This window comes from Streptomyces sp. HNM0575 (genome assembly GCF_012726265.1).
Lineage (GTDB): Bacteria > Actinomycetota > Actinomycetes > Streptomycetales > Streptomycetaceae > Streptomyces.
The window spans coordinates 206,694-224,958 of sequence record NZ_JAASAG010000001.1; the positions used below are offsets into that span (position 1 = coordinate 206,694).

The 18,265-nt window shown below is 72.4% G+C and carries 11 protein-coding genes and 1 pseudogene; 5 read left to right on the forward strand and 7 right to left on the reverse strand.

All coding sequences use genetic code 11. The features are described from left to right. Positions 1 to 43: 43 nt before the first annotated feature. The 4 genes from HCC61_RS00915 to HCC61_RS00930 are packed head-to-tail and all read right to left on the reverse strand — an operon-like array spanning position 44 to position 6,103. A complete protein-coding gene (locus HCC61_RS00915; RefSeq protein WP_169133797.1) occupies positions 44 to 1,207 on the reverse strand; it encodes an acyl-CoA dehydrogenase family protein in 1,164 nt (387 codons plus the stop codon). A 5-nt stretch (positions 1,208 to 1,212) separates the two neighbouring features. Continuing rightward, entirely contained in the window at positions 1,213 to 2,193 is a 981-nt protein-coding gene (locus HCC61_RS00920; RefSeq protein ID WP_169133278.1) for a hydroxymethylglutaryl-CoA lyase, read from the reverse strand. Then, positions 2,190 to 4,448, reverse strand: coding sequence for a biotin carboxylase N-terminal domain-containing protein (locus HCC61_RS00925; RefSeq protein WP_169133798.1), 2,259 nt, complete (start codon positions 4,446 to 4,448; stop codon positions 2,190 to 2,192). Before HCC61_RS00925 ends, HCC61_RS00920 begins: the two co-directional genes overlap by 4 nt. A 41-nt stretch (positions 4,449 to 4,489) precedes the next feature. Further along, on the reverse strand, positions 4,490 to 6,103 hold the full coding sequence (locus HCC61_RS00930; RefSeq protein ID WP_169133799.1) for a carboxyl transferase domain-containing protein: 1,614 nt from the start codon (positions 6,101 to 6,103) through the stop codon (positions 4,490 to 4,492). A gap of 273 nt (positions 6,104 to 6,376) precedes the next feature. Between HCC61_RS00930 and HCC61_RS00935 the strand changes: the two are divergent. The 3 genes and pseudogenes from HCC61_RS00935 to HCC61_RS00945 all read left to right on the forward strand — a co-directional run. Next, positions 6,377 to 6,976, forward strand: a pseudogene (locus HCC61_RS00935) (TetR/AcrR family transcriptional regulator); the annotation flags it as partial. A 406-nt stretch (positions 6,977 to 7,382) separates the two neighbouring features. Beyond that, positions 7,383 to 8,540 carry an acyl-CoA dehydrogenase family protein gene (locus tag HCC61_RS00940; protein ID WP_169133280.1) on the forward strand — a complete coding sequence of 386 codons (1,158 nt, stop codon included), beginning with the start codon at positions 7,383 to 7,385 and terminating at the stop codon, positions 8,538 to 8,540. 169 nt (positions 8,541 to 8,709) lie between these two features. After that, positions 8,710 to 9,609: an acyl-CoA thioesterase II gene (locus tag HCC61_RS00945; protein WP_169133281.1), complete on the forward strand. Its 900-nt coding sequence runs from the start codon at positions 8,710 to 8,712 to the stop codon at positions 9,607 to 9,609. 118 nt (positions 9,610 to 9,727) lie between these two features. On the opposite strand, the gene erm is transcribed toward HCC61_RS00945, so the two are convergent. From erm to HCC61_RS00955, 3 genes are all read right to left on the reverse strand, one after another. Then, positions 9,728 to 10,537 (reverse strand): 23S ribosomal RNA methyltransferase Erm, encoded by an 810-nt coding sequence (gene erm / locus HCC61_RS00950; RefSeq protein WP_346776958.1) that lies wholly within the window; start codon positions 10,535 to 10,537, stop codon positions 9,728 to 9,730. 410 nt (positions 10,538 to 10,947) lie between these two features. Then, on the reverse strand, positions 10,948 to 11,076 hold the full coding sequence (locus HCC61_RS31125; protein ID WP_277349007.1) for a hypothetical protein: 129 nt from the start codon (positions 11,074 to 11,076) through the stop codon (positions 10,948 to 10,950). 82 nt (positions 11,077 to 11,158) lie between these two features. Then, on the reverse strand, positions 11,159 to 11,962 hold the full coding sequence (locus HCC61_RS00955; RefSeq protein WP_169133283.1) for a phosphatase: 804 nt from the start codon (positions 11,960 to 11,962) through the stop codon (positions 11,159 to 11,161). Positions 11,963 to 12,150: 188 nt separating this feature from the next. Here HCC61_RS00955 and speB point away from each other — a divergent pair, with 188 nt between their 5' ends. Next, entirely contained in the window at positions 12,151 to 13,263 is a 1,113-nt protein-coding gene (speB, locus tag HCC61_RS00960; RefSeq protein WP_240968338.1) for an agmatinase, read from the forward strand. A gap of 924 nt (positions 13,264 to 14,187) precedes the next feature. Further along, entirely contained in the window at positions 14,188 to 18,231 is a 4,044-nt protein-coding gene (locus HCC61_RS00965; protein WP_169133801.1) for an ABC transporter ATP-binding protein, read from the forward strand. Positions 18,232 to 18,265 lie beyond the last annotated feature (34 nt).

Genomic DNA, 18,265 nt, shown 5'->3' on the forward strand with positions numbered 1-18,265 from the left:
GTCCAGGACGGATGGCGCTGGACGAACTCCGGCCCCGCGGTGGTCATCCGACGCCGAGCTCCCTGGCGACGAGCATCCGCTGGACCTCGCTCGTGCCCTCGCCGATTTCGAGGATCTTGGAGTCGCGCCACATGCGGGCCACCGGGTATTCGTTCATGAAGCCGTAGCCGCCGTGGATCTGGGTGGCCTCGCGGGCGTTGGTGACGGCGATCTCCGAGGAGTAGAGCTTCGCCAGCGCCGCCTGCTTCTTGAACGGCTCGCCGAGGATCAGCCGGGACGCCGCGTCGCGCCACGCGACCCGTGCCGTGTGGGCCCGCATCTCCATGTCGGCGAGCTTGAACTGGATGGCCTGGTTGGCCCCGATCGGCTTCCCGAAGGCCTGTCTGGTGTTGGCGTAGCTGACGGATTCGTCGACGCAGCCCTGGGCGAGCCCCGTGGCCAGCGCGGAGATCGCGATCCGGCCCTCGTCGAGGATGCGCAGGAACTGGGCGTAGCCGCGGCCCTCTTCGCCGAGCAGGTTCGCCGCGGGCACCCGCACGTCGGAGAAGGACAGCTCGCGGGTGTCCGAGGCGTTCCAGCCGACCTTCGAGTACGGGGCGGCGACGGTGAAACCGGGAGTGCCGGAGGGCACGATGATCGTCGAGATCCGCGGCGATCCGTCGTCCTTGCGGCCGGTGACGGCGGTGACGGTGACCAGGCCGGTGATGTCCGTACCGGAGTTGGTGATGAAGCACTTCGAGCCGTTGATCACCCACTCCCCGGTCTTCTCGTCGCGCTCCGCCGTCGTGCGGGTCCCGCCCGCGTCGGAACCGCACTCTGGCTCCGTCAGGCCGAACGCGCCCAGCAACTCGCCCGAGCACAGCCGCGGCAGCCACTCGCGCTTCTGCTCCTCGGTGCCGAAGCGGAAGACGGGCATCGCGCCCAGGGAGACTCCGGCCTCCAGGGTGATGGCGACCGAGGAGTCGACGCGGGCCAGTTCCTCCAGGGCGAGGCAGAGCGCGAGATAGTCGCCGCCCATCCCGCCGTACTCCTCGGGGAAGGGCAGCCCGAAGAGGCCCATCTCTCCCATCTGGCGGACGATCTCGTAGGGAAACTCGTGCCGCTCGTAGAACTCGCCGATCTTCGGCGCTACGGCCTTCTGCGCGAACTCCTCGACGGTGCGGCGGAGTTCCTCGTGCTCGGCGGAGAGACGGTGGTCGAGGGACATGTCGGTCACTGCTCCTTGTGGGAGTTCGGACGGGAGCCGGCACCGGTGTCGGCGCCGGTGAGCGCGCGCACGGTGCGGGAGGGGCTGGGGCGGCCCAGCCGGTCCGCCATCCAGCCGCTTGTGGCCGTCAGGCGGGCGAGGTCGACGCCGGTCTCGATGCCGAGGCCCTGGAGCATCCAGACGAGGTCCTCGGTGGCGAGGTTGCCGGTGGCGCTCTTCGCGTACGGGCAGCCGCCGAGGCCGCCCGCGGAGGCGTCGACCGTGGTCACGCCGTGCTGGAGCGCGGTGAGCGTGTTGGAGAGGGCCTGGCCGTAGGTGTCGTGGAAATGGACGGCGGTACGGTCCACGGGGACCTCCGCCGCGGCCAACTCGCGGAGCAGCGCCGCGACATGGCCGGGCGTGGCGACGCCGATGGTGTCGCCCAGGCTCAGCTCGTCGCAGCCCATGTCCAGCAGCACACGGCAGACCCGCACGACCTGGGCGGTGGGCACGGCGCCCTCCCACGGGTCGCCGAAGCACATCGACACATAGCCGCGGACCCACTGCTCCTCCGCCTTGGCGCGGGTGACCACGGGCTCGAACATCGCCAGGGACTCGTCCAGGGAACGGTTGAGATTGGCCCTCGCGAAGGACTCGGTGGCGCTCGCGAAGACCGCGATGTGGCGGCAGCCGTGTGCGACGGCGCGCTCCAGTCCGCGCGCGTTGGGCACCAGGACGGGAAGCCGGAGGTCGCCGGGCAGGTCTGCGAGGAGCGGCATCAGCTCCTCGGCGTCGGCGAGTTGGGGCACCCACTTGGGGTGGACGAAACTCGTCGCCTCGACGGTCTCCAGACCCGCGTGGCGCAGCCGGTGGATGAATTCGGACTTCACCTCGACCGGCACCGTCGACCGCTCGTTCTGCAAGCCGTCGCGCGGGCCGACCTCGTGGATGCGCACCCGGGACGGCAGGCCCTCGCCGGTGAACCGCATGGGCAGACCCTCGATCATGCCTCCGCCTCCTGCACGTGACCTCGTTCGCCGTTCTCGCCTGGGTCCTGGTCCGCGCCGTCCGTCTCGGGATGGGGCTCGACCACGGCCAGCACCTGGTCCATGGCGACGGTGCTCCCCGCGGTGACGTCCAGCTCGGTGACCGTGCCGTCATATGGGGCGGTGATGACGTGCTCCATCTTCATCGCCTCCACGACGAGCAGGCTCTGGCCCGCGGTGACCTTCTCCCCGGTGGTGGCCTTCACCACCGTGACCGTCCCGGGCATGGGCGCCGTCAGGGCGTCGGCGCCGTGTGCTCCGGCGGCGCCCCGGAGCGCGGCGGCCACCGGGTCGTGGTCCTGTATGTGCCAGCTGTCGCCGTCGCGGCCGAGCCAGCGGCCCGCACCGGAGGCGGCGTGCGCCAGCCGGACGGTGAATCCGCCCCACTCGACGAGCAGTTCGGGCATGGCATCGCCGTCGCCGGGGCGCGTCCCGTCGGCGAGCCGGGCCTTGTGGGGCTCGCCGTCTCCGACGCGGACCTGCGTCGAGCCTCCGTGTCCCCGTACGCGCACGGCGACCGGATCGTGGCCCGGCACGCGGAAGTGGTGGACCGTCCACGCCGGTTCGCCGCCCAGGCGCCAGCCCGACGGCACGGAGAAGGGGTCGGTCCAGCCGCCGCCGGAAGCACCGCCGGCCATGGCCGCGGGGCCCAGCGCCGCCTGGCGAAGCAACGCGGCAGCCGCGTAGATCTCGTCGGGGATCCGCCTGGGCACCAGTGACGCCGCCGCGCGGTCCACCAGCCCGGTGTCCAGCGCGCCCGCCGCCACGTCGGGATGGGCCAGCAGCCGCCGCAGGAAACCGGTGTTGGTCTCCACCCCGAGCACCACCGTCTCCGCGAGGGCGGCACGCAGCCTGCGCAGCGCGGTCGGCCGGTCCGGGCCGTGTGCGATGACCTTGGCGAGCATCGGGTCGTATGTGGTGCCCACTTCGGTGCCCGGCAGCAGCCCCGAGTCCGTACGCACATCACGGCCTTCGGGCTCCCGCAGCAGCAACACCGTGCCGGCGGAGGGCAGGAAGTCGACCCTGCCGCCCTCGGAAGCGGTGTCGGAGCCGTCTTCGGCAGCGCTGCCGGACGCGGATGCCTTCCCGGACGCGGACGCGCTCCCGGATGCCTGGGCCGCGCCGGCGCCGGGAGCGCCGGGGCGCAGCAGCGCCGTCTCGGCGCAGATGCGCGCCTCGACCGCGTGGCCGCTCAGCGAGATCCCGGACTGGTCGAAGGGGAGCGCCTCGCCCGCGGCGACCCGCAGCTGCCACTCGACGAGATCCACGCCCGTGATCAACTCCGTGACGGGATGCTCGACTTGGAGGCGGGTGTTCATCTCCATGAAGTAGTAGGGGCGGGGGCCGTCGTCGGCCCGCGAACCGGACGGCTCGCCGCCCGGAACGATGAACTCGACCGTGCCCGCACCGCGGTACCCGCAGGAGCGGGCGGCGTCCACGGCGGCCTCGCCCATCGCTGCGCGGGTCGCCTCGTCCAGCAGCGGGCTCGGCGCCTCCTCGATGATCTTCTGATGGCGGCGCTGAAGTGAGCACTCGCGCTCGCCCAGGTGCACGACGTGCCCGTGTCCGTCCGCGAGGACCTGGATCTCGATATGGCGCGGCGAGTCGATCCAGCGCTCCACCAGCAGCGTGTCGTCACCGAAGGAGCTTCGGGCCTCGCGCCTCGCGGCGGCGATCTCGTCCGCCAGCGCCGCCTCGTCCCGCACCAGCCGCATGCCCTTGCCGCCGCCGCCCGCCGACGGCTTCAGCAGCACGGGCATGCCCATCTCCCGTGCCGCGGCGGCCAGTTCGGCGTCGGTGAGGCCCGAGCCGGACGAGCCCGGCACCACCGGGACGCCCGCGGCCCGCACCGTCTCCTTGGCGCGGATCTTGTCGCCCATCACCTCGATGGCAGCGGCCGGCGGGCCGACGAAGACCAGGCCCGCGTCCGAACAGGCCTGTGCGAAGGGGGCGTTCTCCGCGAGGAAGCCGTACCCCGGGTGCACCGCCTGGGCGCCGCTGCGGTGCGCCGCCTCCACCAGCCGCTCCGCCGAGAGATAGCTGTGCGCCGCCTGCGCGGGCCCGATGCGCACCGCCTTGTCCGCCTCCCGCACATGGCGGGCGTCGGCGTCCGCGTCGCTGTGGACCGCGACGGAGGTGATGCCCAGCTGCCGCAGGGTGCGGATCACCCGCACCGCGATCTCGCCGCGGTTGGCCACCAGCACGGTGTCGAACATGGTCACGTCCCATCCTTCACGATGCAGCCCCTCACAACCGGTCACATCCGGAAGACGCCGAAGCCGGGCCCCGCCGGATCCTTCGCCGGCAGCGGGGCGTTGGCGCACGCGGTGAGCGCGAGCCCCAGCACCGTCCGCGTCTCCAGCGGGTCGATCACACCGTCGTCCCAGAGCCTGGCCGTCGCGTAGTAGGCGTTGCCCTGTGCCTCGTACTGCGCGCGGACCGGGGCGCGGAACTCCGCTTCCTCCTCCGCGCTCCACTCCTCGCCGCGCGCCTCCAACTGGTCGCGCTTGACGGTCGCCAGTACGGCGGCGGCCTGCTCGCCGCCCATCACGGAGATCTTCGCGTTGGGCCACATCCACAGGAAGCGCGGGCCGTAGGCCCGGCCGCACATCGAGTAGTTCCCCGCGCCGTACGAACCGCCTATGACGACGGTCAGCTTCGGCACCCTCGTACACGCCACGGCCGTCACCATCTTGGCGCCGTGCTTGGCGATGCCTCCCGCCTCGTAGTCCCGCCCGACCATGAAGCCGGAGATGTTCTGAAGGAAGAGCAGGGGGATGCCGCGCTGGTCGCACAGCTCGATGAAGTGGGCGCCCTTCTGGGCGGATTCGGAGAAGAGGATGCCGTTGTTCGCGACGATTCCGACGGGGTGGCCGTGGATCCTGGCGAAGCCGGTGACCAGCGTCGTGCCGAACTCGGCCTTGAACTCCTGGAACCGTGAGCCGTCCACGACCCGGGCGATGACCTCGCGCACGTCGTAGGGCGTGCGCGAATCGACCGGCACCGCGCCGTACAGCCCCGAGGGGTCGACGGACGGCGGCTCCGCGGCCCGCACCGACCAGGGCAGCGGCCCGCGCTCCGGCAGGGTGCCGGCGATGTGCCGGACGATGCGCAGCGCGTGGGCGTCGTCCTCGGCGAGATGGTCCGTCACGCCGGAGATCCTGCTGTGCACCTCGCCGCCGCCCAGCTCCTCGGCGGTGACGACCTCTCCCGTGGCGGCCTTCACCAGCGGCGGGCCGCCGAGGAAGATCGTGCCCTGACCGCGCACGATCACCGCTTCGTCGCTCATCGCGGGCACATACGCGCCGCCCGCCGTGCACGAGCCCAGCACCGCCGCGATCTGCGGGATGCCCGCGCCCGACATGCGCGCCTGGTTGTAGAAGATCCGGCCGAAGTGCTCCCGGTCCGGGAAGACGTCGTCCTGCATCGGCAGGAACGCGCCGCCCGAGTCGACGAGATAGACGCACGGCAGCCTGTTCTCCAGCGCGATCTCCTGGGCGCGGAGATGCTTCTTCACCGTCATCGGGTAGTACGTGCCGCCCTTGACCGTGGCGTCGTTGGCGACGACGACCACCTCGCGCCCGGAGACCCGGCCGATCCCCGCGATGACGCCCGCGGCCGGCGCCGCACCGTCATACATCCCGTCCGCCGCGAGCGGCGCGATCTCGAGGAAGGGCGAGCCCGGGTCGAGCAGCGAGTCCACCCGGTCGCGGGGGAGGAGCTTGCCGCGCTCCGTGTGCCGCGCGCGTGCCCGCGCACCGCCGCCGAGCCGGGCGGCCGCCAGCTTCTCCCGCAGTCCGGCGGCCAGTTCACGGTGCGCCGCCTCGTTCGCCCGGCAGGCCTCCGACGCCGGGTCGATCGTGCTGCCCAGCGCCGGGGCCGTCCCCCCGGTCTCCGGGGCCGGCTCCCGTCCCGCCGCCTGCGGCTGCTCCTGCCTCACCTCGCGCCCCCTCGTCTTGGCTCGCGGTCTCCGGCTCGCGCCGGTCGTGAACGGCCCCGCTCCCGGCACAGGGCCCACCGGCGCCGGCCGGTGCTCGGCCGGCGGCACCGGCCGCCCGCGCCGTGGACTGACCGGCCGGTTAACGGTCATTAACCACTGCCGCCCAGGTTAACGCTCGCTAACCCTCCTGTCTAGAATGAACTCATGAGCACGAAGACGGGGTCCGCCCCCACCCGCCGCGAGCAGATCCTGCGGGAGGCTGCCCGTCTCTTCGCCGAGCGCGGCTTCCACGGCGTCGGCGTCGACGAGATAGGAGCCGCCGTCGGCATCAGCGGCCCCGGTCTCTACCGGCACTTCGCCGGGAAGGACGCCATGCTCGCCGAGCTTCTCGTCGGCATCAGCGAGCGGCTGCACGAAGGCGGCCGGATGCGGCTGGAGGAGTCGGCCGCCGCCGGGCTCGCCCCGGAGGCCGCGCTCGACGCGCTGATCGCCGGGCACATCGACTTCGCCCTCGACGACCGCCCGTTGATCACGCTCCACGACCGTGAGCTGGACAGGCTGCGCGAGAGCGACCGCAAGCAGGTGCGCAAGCTCCAGCGGCAGTACGTCGAGCTGTGGGTGGACGCCGTGCGCGCCCTCTATCCGGAGCTGACGTCGCTGGAGGCCCGCGTCGCGGTGCACACCGTCTTCGGGCTGCTCAACTCCACGCCGCACCTGAGCGGTTCGTCCGCGCTGCCCGACCGAGAGACCACGGCGGCCCTGCTGCACCGGCTCGCGCGGGGGGCCCTCGCCGCGGCGCCGGCAGCTGCCGCTCCCGGTGCCGGCGCCGACGACGGTTCCGCCTCCGGTTCCGCCGACAGCGGTTCCGCCCCCGGTTCCGCTTCCGGCCGCCGTCCCGGCGGTGCCCCCGCGGGTGCGGACGGCACCGGTCCGGGCACCACCGGAGAGTCCGCCGGAAAGCCCGCCGCCGGCACCTCTGGACAGCGCAGCTGACTCCTGGGTAGCTTGTTGGCTGAGCAAGCGCTTAGCCAATGCCGGGCGCGGTCCGCACGCGCGGCCCGGCGCTTCCGGTTTCCGTACGGGGGCTCCGCATCGCAAGGGCGCCGGGCGGGCACGCTTGCTGGCGGGCACGGTCCGGACGGACACGGTTCCGGCCCGGCGCGCTGGAGAGCGGGACTTGAGCGGAAGACGAGGATGAGGAGGCGTGCCGGTGCGACGTACGGTGTTCGACGAGGATCACGAGGCGTTCCGTCAGACGATCCGGGACTTCATCCAGGCCGAGGCCGTGCCCCACTATCAGGGCTGGGCCGAACAGGGCTACGTCCCGCGGGAGTTCTACAAGAAGCTCGGCGAGCTGGGCGTCTTCGGCATCGAGGTCCCGGAGGAGTACGGCGGCGCCGGCGAGAAGAGCTTCAAGTTCAACGCGGTGATCACCGAGGAGTGCGCGCGGGCCGGCGTCAGCTTCGGCGGCTCCAGCGTCCACACGGCGCTGTGCCTCCCGTACATCCTCAAGTACGGCAACGACGAGCAGAAGCAGCGCTGGCTGCCCTCCTTCGTCTCCGGCGACATGATGACCGCCATCGCCATGACCGAGCCCGGCACCGGCTCCGATCTCGCGGGCATGAAGACCACGGCGCGGCTGTCCGAGGACGGCCAGCACTACGTGCTCAACGGTGCCAAGACCTTCATCACGGGCGGCGTTCAGGCCGACCGGGTGCTGGTGTGCTGCCGTACGTCGCCGCCCGACCCCGAGGACCGGCGCAGCGGGATATCCATCCTCGTCGTGGACGCCGAGAGCGAGGGCTACGCGGTCGGCAGGAAGCTCGACAAGCTGGGGCTGCGGGCCTCCGACACCGCCGAACTCTCCTTCACGGACGTCAAGGTGCCGGTCGAGGACATGCTCGGGGAGCCGGGCAAGGCGTTCACGTACCTCACGCACAACCTGCCGCAGGAGCGGCTGGGCATCGCCATCGGCGCGTACGCCATGTCGGCCGCCGCCGTGCGGTTCGCGCAGGAGTACGTGCAGGAGCGGACCGTCTTCGGCCGTGAGGTCTCCTCGTTCCAGAACACCAAGTTCGTGCTGGCCGACTGCAAGTCGGACGTCGACGCGATGCAGGCCGTGTGCGACCGCGCGCTGGAGGCGCTGGACGGGGACGAGCTGTCCGCGGCCGACGCGGCGTCGGCGAAGCTGTTCACCACCGAGCTGGCGGCCCGCGTCATCGACAAGTGCCTTCAGCTGCACGGCGGTTACGGCTACATGCTGGAGTACCCGATCGCGAGCCTGTACGCGGACACCCGCGTCTCGCGCATCTACGGCGGCACGAGCGAGGTCATGCGCTCGATCGTGGCCAAGTCGATGGGGCTGTGACCGTGCCTCCGGGGTCGGCGGCGCCGGCGTCCGCGCTCCCGGCGCCTGCCGTCTCCGGATCCGCGCTCCGGGCCGGTGGGATCCGGGCCGGTGTGATCCGGAACGCTTCGCTCCGGATTGTGATCTGCGCCGTAACCGCAGGCAGTTCACGGCGGGCACAATCGCGGCCATGAGCCATGAACTGACGTCCCTGGTCCGCCTGCTCGATCTGGAGCGCGTCGAGCAGGACATCTACCGGGGCGACAGCCGCGAGGCCGTCGTCCCCCGCGTGTTCGGCGGGCAGGTCGCCGCGCAGGCGCTCGTCGCCGCGTGCCGCACCGTCCCCGAAGGGCGTCTTCCGCACTCCCTGCACGCCTATTTCCTGCGCCCCGGCGACCCGGGCGCGCCGATCGTCTACACCGTCGACCGCATCCGCGACGGACGCTCCTTCACCACCCGCCGGGTCGTGGCCGTCCAGCACGGGCAGCCGATCTTCCATCTGTCGGGTTCGTTCCAGACGTACGAGGAGGGGCTGGAGCACCAGGTGCCGATGCCGGAGGCGCCCGACCCCGGGACGCTTCCGACGGCCGAGGACATGATGCCGCGGTACGAGGAGCTGTTCCGCGGATCGGACGTGCCGCAGCGGCTGATGAAGGCGCGTGCCGCCGTCGATCTGCGGTACGTGCGCGAGCCTCCGTTCGCCAGTGCGGGGGAGCCGCGTGAGCCGCGCTCGCAGGTCTGGTTCCGTACGAACGGCAAGCTGGACGGCGAGCTCGACGACCCGATGCTGCACATCTGCCTCGCCACGTACGTCTCCGACATGACCCTCCTGGACTCGGTGCTGCTGGCGCACGGGCGCGGCGGCTGGGCGGTCGGCGACGTGGTCGGGGCGAGCCTGGACCACGCGATGTGGTTCCACCGGCCGTTCCGTGCCGACGAGTGGCTGCTCTACGACCAGGTCAGCCCGACCTCGCAGGGCGGGCGCGGCCTCGGGAGCGGCCGCATCTTCACGCGCGACGGGCGGCTGGCGGTGTCGGTGATCCAGGAGGGCGTGGTACGGGTGCCGCGAGACGAGAAGCGATCCGGCTGATCCAGTGCCCCCCCCGGTGACGCCGGTGACGCCGGTGACCCCGAGGCCCCGAGGCCCCGAGCCCCGGGTGACCCCGGCGCCATCTGCCGCCGCGCCACCGGGTGTTCCCTTCGCGGGCTCAGTCCGCGTACGGACCGTGCAGCCGCGTGAAGAGCGTCAGCCACTGCTGCGGGGTCACCAGCCCGACGGGCGCGGACGGGTCGGCGCCGGCGAGGTCGAAGGCCGCCCGGACGCGTGACGTCCGGTGCCGCCGCGAGAGCGTCGCCGCGAGCGAACCGCCGACGCCGGTGAAGCCGTTGGCGACGAACTCCCGGTAGGCGGGCAGCACTTGGGGCGGCAGCAGCGGCCGTTCGCGCCGGTCGATGCGCAGCACCGCCGAGTCGGTGCGCGGCACCGGCGTGAACGACCCGCGGCCCACCCGGCACAGCCGGCGCCACTCGAACTCGGGCCATGTGCGCACCGTCGTCAGGGGCCAGCGCCCTCCTCCTCGGCGCTGCGCACCGGCCCTGTATCCCCGGCCGCCGGTGCACTTGACGGCGTACTCGAACTGTGTGAGCAGCGTCGCCGACGTCAGCTGCGGCGCGGCGAGGCACCAGCGCACGATGGCGGTCGTGCGGGAGTAGGGGATGTTCCCGACGACGGCGAACGGCTCGCGCGGCGGGCGGGCCCGCAGGAAGTCGCCCTGCACCAGGCGGAGTCCGGGCCGGCCGCCGAGCCGCCGGCCGAGCCTCGCGGCGAGACGGGGGTCGATCTCGTACGCGATGACGCGGCGGCCCGCGGTGGCCAGATGGCGCGTCAACACCCCTTCGCCCGCGCCGGGTTCGACGATCAGGGAGTCGGGGGCGAGCGCGGCGGCGCGGAGGATGCGCCGTACCGCTGCGGGGTCGTGGAGGAAGTTCTGGGAGAGCGTCTTGCGGCGGCGTGCCACGGCGAAGTCCTCTGGTGTGCGAGGACAGGCGCGGCGGTACGCGCGGCAGGCGTGAGCCCTGCGAAGGCGGTGCGCGCGTGCGGACACACGCGTGCGGACGCACGTGTGCGCGGTGGTCTGCCGGGCCTGTCCGGTCGATGGGGACAGCGGAGGCCCTGGGCACATGCCGGGACGCGAGGGGGAGGCGGGCCGGGGACTTGCGCAAGCCGCGGCTGAAGGCAGGCGATCCGGGCCGGGTCGTACGGGCCGGGTCGTACGGTCCGCTCGGGACCGGAAGCCGGAAGCCGGAAGCCGGAAAGCCGCAGGCCGGAAGCCGATGACCGTGAGGGTCAACCGGAGGCCGGCGGCCCGGAGTTGTCAGCCGCAGGAAGACGGTCCGCTGCCGGACCGAAGCCGGAGGGGGCGCCTCGTCAGGCGTCCTGGCGGAGTGCCAGGGCCTGGCGCCGGGCGCGCGGGCGTACGACGAGCTGGGGCGACCAGCACGAGAGCCGCGCCTCGGCGCGCACACCGTTGATGATCGCCTGGAAGGCTGCGGACATGGTCACGACGCTAGGCGGACGGCCGGTGCGGGGCAATCGGTTTTCGCGCGGCCGGTCCCCGCTGCGGCCCCCGCCGCGTCGGTCACTCCGTATCGGGTCGTGCGCCCGCCAGAAGGTATGCGGTGAGCGGCTCGTAGAAGCGGGGATCGGTGACGTGGTCGTCGAGCGGAACGGCCACCGCGAGGGTGTCCTCGGCCTCGCCGAGGAAGAGGGCGGGATCGTTGCAGTCCGCGAAGCCCACGGTGGGGATGCCCTGTTGACCGGCGTACCCGGCCCAGCCGTGGTCGGCGACGACGAGGTCCGGCGGCTGCTCGCCGGCCCGCCGCAGCTGGTCCAGCACGGCCGCCATCGGAGCGGGGGAGTGGGTGTGCCACAGCGACGCGCCCCGCTCGAGCACCGCCACACCGCCGAACTGCACCACCACGCCGTCGTCCGTGTACGTGCCCAGCGGTACGCGCACGATCTCGCAGCCCGCCTCGTGCAGCGACTCCGCGAGCGCGCCGTGCATTTCGAGCAGCGCACCCGGGTGCCCGGTCGCGAAGAGCACGCGACTGCGCCCCTCTGCCGCCTTGCGCAGCTCCGCCGCGGCACGGTCCAGGGCGCCGGCGGTCATCTCGGGGTCGATGGTGTCCTGGCCGCTGCGGTGGTCCGGGTCGTCGACGACGCCGCAGCGCTCGGCCATCACCGCGAGCACGTCCTGCTCGTCCTCCCAGCGGTCGCCGAGTTCGAGGCCCAGCCAGTAGTGGCGGTCGCCGTTGGAGAGTTTGCGGTAGTGGGAGAGGTTGTTCTCACGGGGTGTGGCCACATCGCCTGCGATACGGGTGCGCACGAGATGCTCGGTCAGCTCGGATCTGGACGGTGCCGCGGCGGGCGCGAATATCGGCATGCGGCCATTGTCACCCCTGGAAGGGCGGCCGGGCGGCGGCGTCCAGGATCCGGAGCGCACCCGCTCGTTCCCGCCGGGCTCCCCTCCCACCTGTACGCGTCACACCTGTACGCGGCGGACAAGTCGGGGGCCCGCGCTCCCGCTTACGTCCAACGAAGGGCGGCTTCCCCGCCGTCTAATCTCGCGCCATGAGCACAGCCGACCAGCAAGCCGACCAGCAAGCCGACCAGCAAGCCGACCCGCCCGGAGAGCCCGGAGAGCCCGGAGAGCCCGGAGAGCCCGGAGAGCCCGGAGAGCGTCAGCGGCCCGTCGGGCCGGTGGACAGCTCCCGCGTACCGCGTTACGCGGGGCCCGCCACCTTCGCGCGGCTGCCGCGCCTCGACGAGACCGGCGGCACCGCGGACGTCGCCGTCGTCGGCGTCCCCTTCGACACCGGTGTCTCCTACCGTCCCGGCGCACGCTTCGGCGGCAACGCGATCCGCGAGGCGTCCCGGCTGCTGCGCCCGTACAACCCGGCACAGGAGGCCTCGCCCTTCGCCCTCGCGCAGGTCGCCGACGCCGGGGACATCCCGGCGAATCCGTTCGACATCGGCGAGGCCGTGGAGACCGTGCAGGAGGCGGCCGACGGACTGCTCGACGGCGGCGCCCGGCTGATGACGCTCGGCGGCGACCACACCATCGCGCTGCCGCTGCTGCGTTCCGTCGTACGCAAGCACGGCCCTGTCGCGCTGCTCCACTTCGACGCCCATCTGGACACCTGGGACACGTACTTCGGGGCGGCGTACACGCACGGCACCCCGTTCCGGCGGGCCTTCGAGGAGGGGCTGCTGGACACCTCGGCGGTCTCGCACGTCGGTACGCGCGGCCCGCTCTACGGCCGCAAGGACCTGGACGAGGACGAGCGGATGGGCTTCGGCATCGTCACCTCGGCCGACGTGATGCGCCGCGGCGTGGACGAGGTGACGGACCAGCTGCGGCAGCGCGTCGGCGACCGGCCCCTCTACGTCTCGGTGGACATCGACGTGCTGGACCCGGCGCACGCACCGGGCACGGGCACGCCCGAGGCGGGCGGCCTGACCTCACGCGAACTGCTGGAGATCATCCGCGGTCTCGCCGGCTGCCGTCTGGTCTCCGCGGACCTGGTGGAGGTCGCGCCCGCCTACGACCATGCGGAGATGACCTCGGTGGCGGCCTCGCACACGGCGTACGAACTGACGACGGTCATGGCCCGGCAGATCGCGGAGGGCCGGGAGGCGGACCAGGCTGCGGGCCGGGCTGCGGGCGGGCCGGCCGGGGAGTAGCGGGCGACGGGACCGGACCTGCGCACTACGGGCGGGCACGCTTGCTCGCGGCCACGGCTCGACAAGTGGTTCGAGAGACGCACACCGTACTGTTTCCAGCCGTATTGGAGACGGTGTGTATGCGCTTGCTCGCACACCGTGGCTGTCAGGGCCACTTCGGGCCGGGAGAACCTGGCTGGTGGAAGCGGTGAGTGTGATCGCACTCACATTCGGTAAGCGGTAACTGTCCGGATGTGGTTTAACACACAACGTTACTGAATCTGGTCGGTCGATGTGCATCTCGTGAAAGTTCACGACAGACTCCCCACTGCGGTCCCGCGGGATGGGGACGACACATGACGAGCGACAGCGCTGGCCCTGTGGGGGGTGCCACCTGTCAGCATTCCATGGACGTCCCCGCCGGGGCGGCCGGGAGAGCCCCCCGCTCTCCGGGCCGCCCCGGTTCTTTCTTTCAGCCGCGGGGAGCGCCCGGCCCCCGACTCGCTCCCGGTCCATGGACCTAGGACTGAAGTCCGGACTTCGACGGGAAATGTTGCGGTGGGATGAAACGGCAGGTCCCGGGACGTTGGAGCCTTCGGCAGAAGCTCACGGACGCACCCCCGCGCACCCAGTGCGGCGGGGGACGGAAAGCGAGGGCACAGGGTGACGACGGGGACTGGCTCGGACACCGGCTCGGACACAGGCTCGGAGAGCACCGGCACCGCCGGTGCGGATCCGGAGGCCGCCGGCGAGCGGACGCGCGATCAGGACGGGCGGGACCCGCGGCACGAGCGGCAGCCGCAGCAACGGAAGGCCTCGCCCGTACCGGACCCGGAAGCCCCCGTACCGGACCCGGACGCCCCGCCAGCCTCCTCCGCCGCCCGCCCTCCGCAGGGCTGGGCCCGGCGCCTCGCGGCGTACTGCTGGCGCTACAGGCGTTCCGTCGTGCTGTCCATCGGCGCCTCGCTGGCCGGCATGGGCGTCATGGCGCTCGTGCCGCTGCTGACCAAGGTGATCATCGATGACGTCGTCGTCGCCGATGAGGGCGGACTCGCCCTGTGGATCGGGCTGTTGCTGCTCGCCGCCGCGGCCGTCTACGTCCTCACCTACGCGCGCCGCTACTACGGCGGCCGGCTCGCCCTCGACGTGCAGCACGACCTGCGTACGGAGATGTACCGCGCGATCATCCGCCTCGACGGGCGCAGCCAGGACGAGCTGTCGACGGGACAGGTCGTAGGGCGCGGGACGAGCGACCTCCAGCTGGTGCAGAGCCTGCTGTTCATGCTGCCGATGATGATCGGCAACGTGCTGCTGTTCGCGGTGGCGCTCGTCGTGATGATCGTGCTCTCCCCGTTGCTCACGGTCGTCTCGCTCGCCGTCTTCCCCGCGCTGTGGTGGATCGCCGACCGCAGCCGCACCCGGCTCTTCCCCGCCACCTGGTACGCGCAGCAGCAGGCCGGTGCCGTCGCATCCGTCGTGGAGGGCGCGGTGACGGGCGTGCGCGTGGTGAAGGGCTTCGGGCAGGAGGAGCAGGAGAAGCGGAAGCTGCGGGACATCGGCCGCGAGCTGTTCGCGGCCCGGCTGCGCACCGTGCGTCTCAACTCCCGCTATACGCCCGCCCTCCAGAGCGTTCCCTCGCTGGGCCAGGTCGGGATGCTGGCGCTGGGCGGCTGGATGGCGACGCAGGGAGAGATCACGCTCGGCACGTTCGTGGCGTTCTCCACGTATCTCGCCCAGCTCGTCGGGCCCGTACGGATGCTGGCGATGATGCTCACCGTCGGGCAGCAGGCGCGGGCCGGTGTCGAGCGGGTCTACGAACTCATCGACACCGAGCCGCAGATGAGCGAGCGGCCCGATGCGCACGAACTGCCCGCGGACGCCGAGGCGTCCGTGGAGTTCGACGACGTCGGCTTCGGATACGAGCGTCGGGACGAGCAGTCGGATGCGGGGCCGGACGCGGAACCCGACACGGAACCCGGCGCGGAACGGGCCACGGAACCGGAGACGGGGCCGGAAGGGCGGCGGGACGAGCAGCCGGGCGGCGCGGGCCGCGGCACCGTGCTCGACGGCTTCCGGCTGCGGGTGGAGCCGGGCGAGACGGTCGCCGTCGTCGGCTCCAGCGGCAGCGGAAAGTCGACGCTGGCCATGCTGCTGCCGCGCTACTACGACGTGACGAGCGGCGCCGTGAGGGTCGGCGGGTACGACGTGCGGGACCTGACGATCGGTTCGCTGCGCTCCGCGATCGGGCTCGTGCCGGAGAACAGCTTTCTCTTCTCCGACTCCGTCCGCGAGAACATCGCCTACGGCGCACCCTGCGCGACCGACGAGCAGATCCGCGCCGCTGCCCGCATCGCACAGGCCGACGGCTTCATCGCCGAGCTGCCCGACGGCTACGACACCGCCGTCGGAGAGCAGGGCCTGACCCTCTCCGGCGGTCAGCGCCAGCGCATCGCCCTCGCACGTGCCGTACTGACCGATCCGCGGCTGCTGTTGCTGGACGATGCGACGTCCGCCGTGGACGCGCACGTCGAGTACGAGATCCACGAGGCGCTGCGCAGCGTGATGGCGGGGCGTACGACGCTGCTCATCGCGCACCGGCAGTCCACGCTGGCCCTCGCCGACCGGATCGCCGTACTGGACCGCGGGCGGCTCGCCGACGTCGGCACCCATGAGGAGCTGACGGAGCGCTGCGCGCTCTACCGCCGGCTGCTGACCGACCCGGACGAGCTGGGCGAGGTCGAGCGCGACCCCGCGGGGCGAGTGCACGGCGGGGCGGCGGTCGCCGCCCGTACGGACACCGCCGCGGTGACGGCCGAGGTGACCGCCGAGGTGACGGCCGATGTCACGGCCGCGGTCACGACTGCGACCCCGACCGCCCCCGTGTCCGCGCCCGAAAGCGGCGTCACGCCCGAGCTGTGGGTGCGCGAGAACGGCTCCTCGCCCGGCGGCGTCCCCTCGCCGGGCCGCAGCGACCTCGCCGGCGCCCAGGCCGGACGCGCGGGAGGCTTCGCCACCGAGCTGGGCTCGGGGGCACCTCCCAGGCCGGAGGCTCTGGGGGATTCCGGCAGTCCCGAACTCCTCGCCCGCGTGGCCGCGTTGCCGCCCGCCGATGACGTGCCCGGGGTCGACGAGGAGCGTGCCGAGCGCGCCGAGAAGTCGTACGGGCTGCGCCGGCTGCTGCACGGCTTCGGTGCGGTGCTCGCGCTGGCGCTGCTCTTCGCCGCGTTCGACGCGGCCTTCGGCCTGGCACTGCCGGTGCTGATCCGCGACGGCATCGACGACGGCGTGGAGAAGGGGGCGCTCGGCGCGGTCTGGACGGCGTCGGCGCTGGCCCTCGCAGTCGTGGTGTTCCAGTGGGCGGCGCAGTTCGGCGCGATGCGGCTGACGGGCCGCACGGGCGAACGGGTCCTGTACGCGCTGCGCGTGAAGATCTTCGCCCAGCTCCAGCGGCTCGGGCTCGACTACTACGAGCGGCATCTCGCGGGCGCCGTGATGACGCGGATGACCACCGACGTGGACGCGCTGTCGACGTTCCTCCAGACGGGCCTCGTCACCGCCGTCGTCTCCGTCTTCACCTTCCTCGGGATCCTCGTCGCGCTGTTCGTGCTCGACGTGCAGCTGGCCCTGGTCGTCTTCGCGACGCTGCCGGTGCTGATCGTCGGCACGGTCTACTTCCGCCGGCACAGCGTCAGGGCGTACGAGCTGGCGCGGGAGCGGGTCAGCGTCGTCAACGCCGACCTACAGGAGTCCGTCGCGGGGCTGCGCATGGTGCAGGCGTTCCGGCGCGAGCGCCGCGGCTCCGCGCGGTTCGCCGAGCGCAGCGACGGCTACCGGCAGGCGCGGGTGCGCGGGCAGTGGCTGATCTCGGTCTACTTCCCCTTCGTGCAGCTGCTCGCGTCGCTCGCCACCGCAGGCGTGCTCGTGGTGGGCGCGGGGCGCATCGACGAGGGGACGCTCACGGCGGGCGGACTGGTCGCCTACCTCCTCTACATCGAGCTGTTCTTCTCGCCCGTGCAGCAGCTCTCGCAGGTCTTCGACGGCTATCAGCAGGCGTCGGTCGCGCTCGGCCGCATCCAGCAGCTGCTGCGTGAGGAGACCACGACGCCGGCGCCCGAGAGCCCCGTCGACCCGGGCGGGCTGCGCGGCGAGATCACCTTCGAGAGCGTGCACTTCCGCTACGCCGCGGCCGACGGCGGCAAGCACGACGAGGAGGCCCTGTCGGGCATCGAACTGACCGTCCCGGCAGGGCAGACCGTCGCCTTCGTCGGTGAGACGGGCGCGGGCAAGTCCACCCTCGTGAAGCTGGTGGCCCGGTTCTACGACCCGACGGCGGGCGCCGTGCTCGTGGACGGCGCGGACCTGCGGACGCTCGAACTGCCCGCGTACCGGCACCGGCTGGGCGTCGTGCCGCAGGAGCCGTACCTCTTCCCGGGCACGGTGCGCGACGCCATCGCCTACGGGCGGAGCGACGCGGGCGACGCGGAGGTCGAGGCCGCGGCGCGGGCCGTCGGGGCGCACGAGATGATCGCGACCCTCAGCGGCGGCTATCTGCATCCGGTCGCCGAGCGCGGCCGCAACCTCTCCGCGGGGCAGCGGCAGCTCATCGCGCTCGCCCGCGCGGAACTGGTACGCCCGGACGTCCTGCTGCTCGACGAGGCCACCGCGGCGCTGGACCTGGCGACGGAGTCGCTGGTGAACCAGGCCACCGACCGGCTGTCGGTGCGGCGCACCACGCTCGTCGTCGCGCACCGGCTGACCACGGCGGCGCGCGCCGACAGGGTCGTCGTACTCGACCACGGACGCGTCGTGGAGGACGGCACGCACGACGAACTCCTCGCGCTGGACGGGAAGTACGCGCGGCTGTGGCGCACCTTCGCGGGCGGTACGGAGGCGGCGGCGGGGTCGCCCGGGGGCGCGGGCTCCGGCGGCGGGAGCGGTACGGACGCGGGCGGCGTAAGCACGGACGGCATCCCGAGTTCAAAAGTTTGACGTAAAGCGTGCAGCGTTGACTGCATGTATTCAC

Excerpts from the sequence above, each read along its gene's own strand:
- HCC61_RS00945 (WP_169133281.1), top strand. The coding sequence starts at position 8,710 with ATGAGCCATGAACTGACGTCCCTGGTCCGCCTGCTCGATCTGGAGCGC.
- HCC61_RS31125 (WP_277349007.1), bottom strand. The coding sequence starts at position 11,076 with ATGTCCGCAGCCTTCCAGGCGATCATCAACGGTGTGCGCGCCGAGGCG.
- HCC61_RS00955 (WP_169133283.1), bottom strand. The coding sequence starts at position 11,962 with ATGCCGATATTCGCGCCCGCCGCGGCACCGTCCAGATCCGAGCTGACC.
- HCC61_RS00920 (WP_169133278.1), bottom strand. The coding sequence starts at position 2,193 with ATGATCGAGGGTCTGCCCATGCGGTTCACCGGCGAGGGCCTGCCGTCC.
- speB (WP_240968338.1), top strand. The coding sequence starts at position 12,151 with ATGAGCACAGCCGACCAGCAAGCCGACCAGCAAGCCGACCAGCAAGCC.
- HCC61_RS00925 (WP_169133798.1), bottom strand. The coding sequence starts at position 4,448 with ATGTTCGACACCGTGCTGGTGGCCAACCGCGGCGAGATCGCGGTGCGG.
- HCC61_RS00915 (WP_169133797.1), bottom strand. The coding sequence starts at position 1,207 with ATGTCCCTCGACCACCGTCTCTCCGCCGAGCACGAGGAACTCCGCCGC.